This is a genomic window from Streptomyces chiangmaiensis, from assembly GCF_036281785.1.
Taxonomy (GTDB): domain Bacteria; phylum Actinomycetota; class Actinomycetes; order Streptomycetales; family Streptomycetaceae; genus Streptomyces; species Streptomyces chiangmaiensis.
In genome coordinates, this window is record NZ_JAYWVC010000343.1 from 1 (window position 1) to 5,320 (window position 5,320).

Here is a 5,320-nt window from a genome sequence, read left to right on the forward strand (position 1 = left end):
TATCGTCGGCATATCGAAAACCACATACGCGCCGACAACACCATGCCGCCTTGACTGAAGGCATGTCCTACAGCGAACCAGCACGAACAGCGGGCGTGAGCCTGACCGTCGAACCGATCAGCGCCGCCGAGCACTTGGCGTTCGTGCGGACACAGCGGTCGGTCAGCTTCCTGCAGACCCCGGCATGGGCCCGCGTCAAGACCGAGTGGCGCAGCGAGTCCCTCGGCTGGTTCGACGGTCGGCGCCTGGTCGGCGCCGGGCTCGTCCTGCACCGCCCGGTGCCGCGGCTCGACCGCTTCACGCTGGCCTATCTGCCCGAGGGCCCGGTCATCGACTGGACCGGCGAGATCGACGCGTGGCTCGATCCGCTGGCGGCATATCTCAAGGCACACGGCGCGTTCGCGATCCGGCTCGGCCCGCCGGTGTACACGAACACCTGGAGCGCCGCCCAGGTCAAGGAGGGCATCGCCGATCCGGGCATCAAGCGGCTCACCGAGATGCCCAGCCAGTGGGACGACTCGGTCGGCGCCCGCGTGACCGATCAACTCAGGAACGCCAGCTGGCTGCCGCAGAACCCGGAGGACGGCTTCGGGGTCGGGCATCCGCAGTTCAAATACGAGGTTCCGCTGGCCGGCAGGACCGAGGAAGACCTGCTCAGGGGCATGAACCAGCAGTGGCGCCGCAACATCAAGAAGGCGGCCAAGGAGGGCGTCGAGGTCACGGTCGGCGAGGACCTGAAGGCGTTCCACGACCTCTACGTCCACACCGCCGAGCGCGACCACTTCACGCCTCGGCCGCTGCGCTACTTCGAGACCATGTTCGCGGCGCTGCGTGCCGAGGACCCCGAGCGGATCAAGCTCTACCTGGCCCGCCATCAGGGCGAATTGGTCGCCGCCACCATCCTGGTCCGCGTCGGCGCCCACGCGGTGTACGCCTACGGTGCCTCCTCCACCGAGAAGCGCGAGGTGCGCGGCTCCAACGCCTGCCAGTGGGCGATGATCCGCGACTCCCTTGCGGCCAGCTGCGACGTCTATGACCTGCGCGGTATCACCCCCACCCTCGACGCCGACGACTCGCACGTCGGACTGATCCAGTTTAAGGTCGGCACCGGCGGTCAGGCGGTGCGGTACGTCGGCGAGTGGGACCTGCCGCTGCGGCCGATGGTCTACCGGGCTTTCGACCTCTACATGAGGCGGCGCGGGCGCTGAGTCGCAAGGTGGACTTCGGCCTGGCCGGCTACGCGAGCGCGGCGGCGACCTCGTCGAGGCGCGCCCCGCGGGAGGCCTTGACGAGCACCACATCGCCGGCGGCGAGGTGGCCGCGCAGCCAGTCGACGGCCGCGTCGTTGTCGGCCAGCGCCACCGCCCGCTCTCCCGCGCCGTCGGCGATCGGCCGGGTGGCCTCGCCGACCGCGGCCACCACGTCGGCCCGGGAGGCGGCGTACGCCCCGACAGCACGGTGCTCGGCCTCACTGTCGTCGCCGAGCTCGAGCATCTCGCCGAGGACGGCGATGCGGCGCCCGCCCTCGATCGCCGCCAGCGCGTCCAGGGCGGCGCGGGTCGAGTCGGGGTTGGCGTTGTAGGAGTCGTTGAGCAGCGTCGCGCCGCCGACGAGGTCGCGCAGCTCCATGCGCCACTTCGACAGCGAAGAGGTGGCCAGCGCCGCCGTGGCCACGTCGAGGGGTACGCCGGACGCCAGCCCCGCGGCCGCGGCAGCCGACGCGTTGAGCGCCTGGTGGGCGCCCACGAGCGGCAGCGCGACGGGAACCGAAGCGTCGACGGCCCGCAGCGTGAAGGACGGCCGGCCGAGCCGGTCCAGCGCCAGGCCGAGCGCCCGCACGTCGGCGTGCTCTGCCCGGCCGAAGGTCAGCACCGGACCGTCGGTGAGCGAGCGCATCGCGACCACCCGGGCATCGTCGCCGTTGAGGACGGCGGTGCCGCCGGGCGCCAGCCCCTGCACCAGCTCGCCCTTGGCCTTGGTGATGGCCGCGCGCGACCCGAACTCGCCGAGGTGGGCCTGGCCGACGTTGAGGACGACGGCGATGTCGGGCGCGACCAAGCCGGTGAGCTCGGCAATGTCGCCAATGTGGCGGGCTCCCATCTCAAGGACGAGGAACCGGGTGGCCGCGTCGGCGCGCAGCATGGTGAGCGGCACGCCGAGCTCGTTGTTGAGCGAGCCGATCGTGGCGATCGTCGGCGCGGTGCTCGAAAGCACGGCCGCCAGCAGGTCTTTGGTGCTGGTCTTGCCTTGGGAGCCGGTCAGCCCGACGACGGTCAGCCCGTCGCGCAGCCGGGCCACGACGTGGGCGGCGAGCGCCTGCAGGCCGGCCTGGGGGTCCTCGACGACGACGGTGGGCAGCGGCGTGGGCCGGGAGCCGAGTACGGCCACCGCGCCGGCACGGCCGGCCTGGCCGGCGTAGTCATGGCCGTCGACGTGCTCGCCGGTGAAGGCGACGAAGAGGCCGCCCGGCTCGGCCTGCCGGCCGTCGAGAACGGCCGGCGCGGTCACTGTCACGGAGCTGTCGCCCTCGACCTTGCCGCCGACGACCTCGGTGATCTCGCCGAGGCTGAGGGGGATCATGCTGTTTCCCTGAAGGTCATGCCCCCAGTCAAGGTGCCGCGGTGTATCGCCGGCATATCGAAAACCACATACGTTCCGGCAACACCACGCCGCCTTGACTGTAGGCATGACCTACAGCGAACCGCCCCGAATCGCCATCTATGGGTGCGGCCCAGATGAGGCCGTCTTGTTCCGAGAGCTGGCGCCTCGCTTCGGCGTGACGCCGACCATCACAGACGCACCGGTATCCGAAGCCAATATTGAGCTGGCATCCGGAAGCCGATGCATCAGTGTCGGCCATAAGACTCCCATCACAAACGCCACTCTTCTTGCGCTTGGTCAAGCCGGCGTGACGTATATCTCTACGCGAAGCATCGGGTACAACCATATCGATGTGGAATACGCCGACAGCGTCGGCATTTCGGTTGAAAACGTCGCCTATTCGCCGGACAGCGTGGCCGACTACACGCTGATGATGATGTTGATGGCGGTGCGAGATGCAAAATCCATCATCCGTCGTGCAGATATGCACGATTACAGACTGAGTGAAGCGCGTGGGAAAGAGCTGCGCGATCTGACCGTCGGGGTGATTGGAACCGGCCGCATCGGCGCTGCGGTCATTGACAGGCTGCGGGGTTTCGGCTGTCGAATACTCGCTCATGACAATCGCCCCAAGGTCGCTGTCGACTACGTTCCGCTCGATGAGCTGCTGCAGCAGAGCGACATTGTTACGCTCCACGCACCGCTTCACGCGGATACGCGCCATCTGCTGAATCGGCAGCGTATGGAGCAGATGAAGCACGGTGCGTTCATCGTCAATACGGGACGCGGTGCGCTTATCGATACTGAGGCCCTTGTTTCTGCATTGGGAAGCGGCAGATTGGGCGGTGCGGCGCTGGATGTTCTCGAAGGCGAGGAAGGCATCTTCTACGCCGACTGCCGAAATAAGCCCATTGAAAGCAAGGTGCTGTTGCGGCTGCAAGAGCTGCCGAATGTGCTCATCAGTCCGCACACTGCCTACTACACGGGCCATGCCCTGAGTGACACGGTCGAAAACTCCATCACCAACTGCCTGAAATTCGAAAGCGGGAACCAGCATGGATAGGCTGAAGGTCGGGATCATATTCGGGGGCCGTTCCGAAGAGCACCCCATATCCGTCAAATCTGCGCAAGAGGTCGCCAGGAACCTCGATGTCGAGAAGTACGAACCATTCTATATCGGCATTACGAGGGACGGTGCCTGGAAGCTCTGTGACGGCCCCGACGCGGATTGGGAGAACGGAAATTGCCGTCCGGCTGTGCTGTCGCCCGACAGCAGCGTGCGCGGACTGCTTGTCCAGGAGCAGGGGCGGTACGAAACGATCCCTCTGGACGTCGTGCTGCCCGTGCTGCACGGCAAGCTCGGCGAGGATGGTGCGATGCAGGGGTTGCTGGAGCTCTCCGGCATCCCCTATGTGGGCTGCGATGTGCAGAGTTCCGCTCTGTGCATGGACAAATCCCTTGCCTACATCGTCGCCAGAAGCGCGGGAATCGCTACGCCGAATTTCTGGACCGTCGCGGCGGACGAGAACATTGATCCCGACCGGCTCACCTATCCGGTCTTCGTGAAGCCGGCCCGTTCGGGGTCATCTTTCGGCGTCACCAAGGTATCCCGAGAAGAGGAACTGCTGAGCGCGGTGGAAACCGCAAGGCAGTATGACTCGAAGGTGCTGATCGAAGAGGCTGTCGTCGGCAGCGAGATCGGATGCGCCATCCTGGGGAACGAACTGGATTTGATGGCGGGCGAGGTGGATCGAATCGATCTCTCTCACGGCTTCTTCCGAATCCATCAGGAGGATGAGCCTGAAACCGGTTCTGACAACTCAACGGCAATCGTTCCCGCTGACATTCCAGCGGAGTCGCGCTTGCTCGTTCAGGAGACGGCCATGGCCGTATACCGCGCCTTGGGATGCAGGGGACTGGCGCGGGTGGACCTGTTCCTCAAGGAGGATGGAGCAGTAGTCCTCAACGAGGTCAATACGTTTCCCGGTATGACGTCGTACAGCCGTTATCCGAGGATGATGGCCGCCGCAGGGGTGCCGCTCGGCGAAGTGATCGACCTGACGGTGTCGCTGGCATTGACAGGGAAAAGCCGATGAAGGAGGACTTCGTCTTTGTGGACGAGCTGGCATCCGGAATACGCTGGGATGCCAAGTACGCCACGTGGGACAACTTCACCGGCAAGCCCGTGGACGGGTATCTGGCCAATCGAATCGTCGGCACGAGGGCTTTGTGTACAGCCCTGGAGCGAGCGCGAGAGAAGGCCGAATCCCTCGGTTTCGGCTTGCTGCTCTGGGACGGTTATCGCCCGCAGCGCGCTGTCGACTGCTTTCTGCGCTGGTCGGAACAGCCGGAGGATGGCCGGACGAAGTTACGGCACTATCCGAATATCGGCAGAGCCGAGATGTTCGAAATGGGATATGTGGCCGCCAAGTCGGGCCACAGTCGGGGCAGCACGGTTGACCTGACGCTCTATGGCTTGGCCACCGGTGAGCTCGCTCCCATGGGCGGTGACCATGACTTGATGGATTCCATCTCGCATCATGGAGCAAAAGGGATCACGCAAGCCGAAGCGAGGAACCGTCAGTACCTTCGGTCCATCATGGAGACGTGCGGTTTCAGCGCATACGATTGCGAGTGGTGGCATTACACTCTCAAAGACGAACCTTATCCGGACACCTATTTCGATTTTCCCATCACATAGCGGGTCTTCGAATTTAGT

At 65.1% G+C, this 5,320-nt stretch carries 5 protein-coding genes; 4 read left to right on the forward strand and 1 reads right to left on the reverse strand.

Annotated elements, in window-relative coordinates:
* The first annotated feature begins 62 nt into the window (after positions 1–62).
* On the forward strand, positions 63–1,208 hold the full coding sequence (locus tag VXC91_RS41970; RefSeq protein ID WP_329512617.1) for a lipid II:glycine glycyltransferase FemX: 1,146 nt from the start codon (positions 63–65) through the stop codon (positions 1,206–1,208).
* Between the two features lie 28 nt (positions 1,209–1,236).
* Here VXC91_RS41970 and VXC91_RS41975 read toward each other — a convergent pair whose 3' ends face one another.
* Positions 1,237–2,580: a UDP-N-acetylmuramoyl-tripeptide--D-alanyl-D-alanine ligase gene (locus VXC91_RS41975; RefSeq protein WP_329512613.1), complete on the reverse strand. Its 1,344-nt coding sequence runs from the start codon at positions 2,578–2,580 to the stop codon at positions 1,237–1,239.
* Between the two features lie 106 nt (positions 2,581–2,686).
* Here VXC91_RS41975 and vanH point away from each other — a divergent pair, with 106 nt between their 5' ends.
* Genes vanH through vanX form a run of 3 tightly spaced genes read left to right on the forward strand, consistent with a single transcriptional unit; the run spans position 2,687 to position 5,302 of the window.
* Positions 2,687–3,664, forward strand: coding sequence for a D-lactate dehydrogenase VanH (gene vanH / locus VXC91_RS41980; RefSeq protein WP_329512614.1), 978 nt, complete (start codon positions 2,687–2,689; stop codon positions 3,662–3,664).
* Positions 3,657–4,697 (forward strand): D-alanine--(R)-lactate ligase VanA-Sc, encoded by a 1,041-nt coding sequence (gene vanA-Sc / locus VXC91_RS41985; protein WP_329512615.1) that lies wholly within the window; start codon positions 3,657–3,659, stop codon positions 4,695–4,697. Before vanH ends, vanA-Sc begins: the two co-directional genes overlap by 8 nt.
* Positions 4,694–5,302: a D-Ala-D-Ala dipeptidase VanX gene (gene vanX, locus VXC91_RS41990; RefSeq protein ID WP_329512616.1), complete on the forward strand. Its 609-nt coding sequence runs from the start codon at positions 4,694–4,696 to the stop codon at positions 5,300–5,302. The genes vanA-Sc and vanX overlap by 4 nt, the downstream gene beginning before the upstream one ends.
* The last annotated feature ends 18 nt before the right edge of the window (positions 5,303–5,320 follow it).

Bases quoted from the DNA above. Each gene is read 5' to 3' on its own strand.
- vanH (WP_329512614.1), top strand. From the start codon at position 2,687: ATGACCTACAGCGAACCGCCCCGAATCGCCATCTATGGGTGCGGCCCA.
- vanA-Sc (WP_329512615.1), top strand. From the start codon at position 3,657: ATGGATAGGCTGAAGGTCGGGATCATATTCGGGGGCCGTTCCGAAGAG.
- VXC91_RS41970 (WP_329512617.1), top strand. From the start codon at position 63: ATGTCCTACAGCGAACCAGCACGAACAGCGGGCGTGAGCCTGACCGTC.
- vanX (WP_329512616.1), top strand. From the start codon at position 4,694: ATGAAGGAGGACTTCGTCTTTGTGGACGAGCTGGCATCCGGAATACGC.
- VXC91_RS41975 (WP_329512613.1), bottom strand. From the start codon at position 2,580: ATGATCCCCCTCAGCCTCGGCGAGATCACCGAGGTCGTCGGCGGCAAG.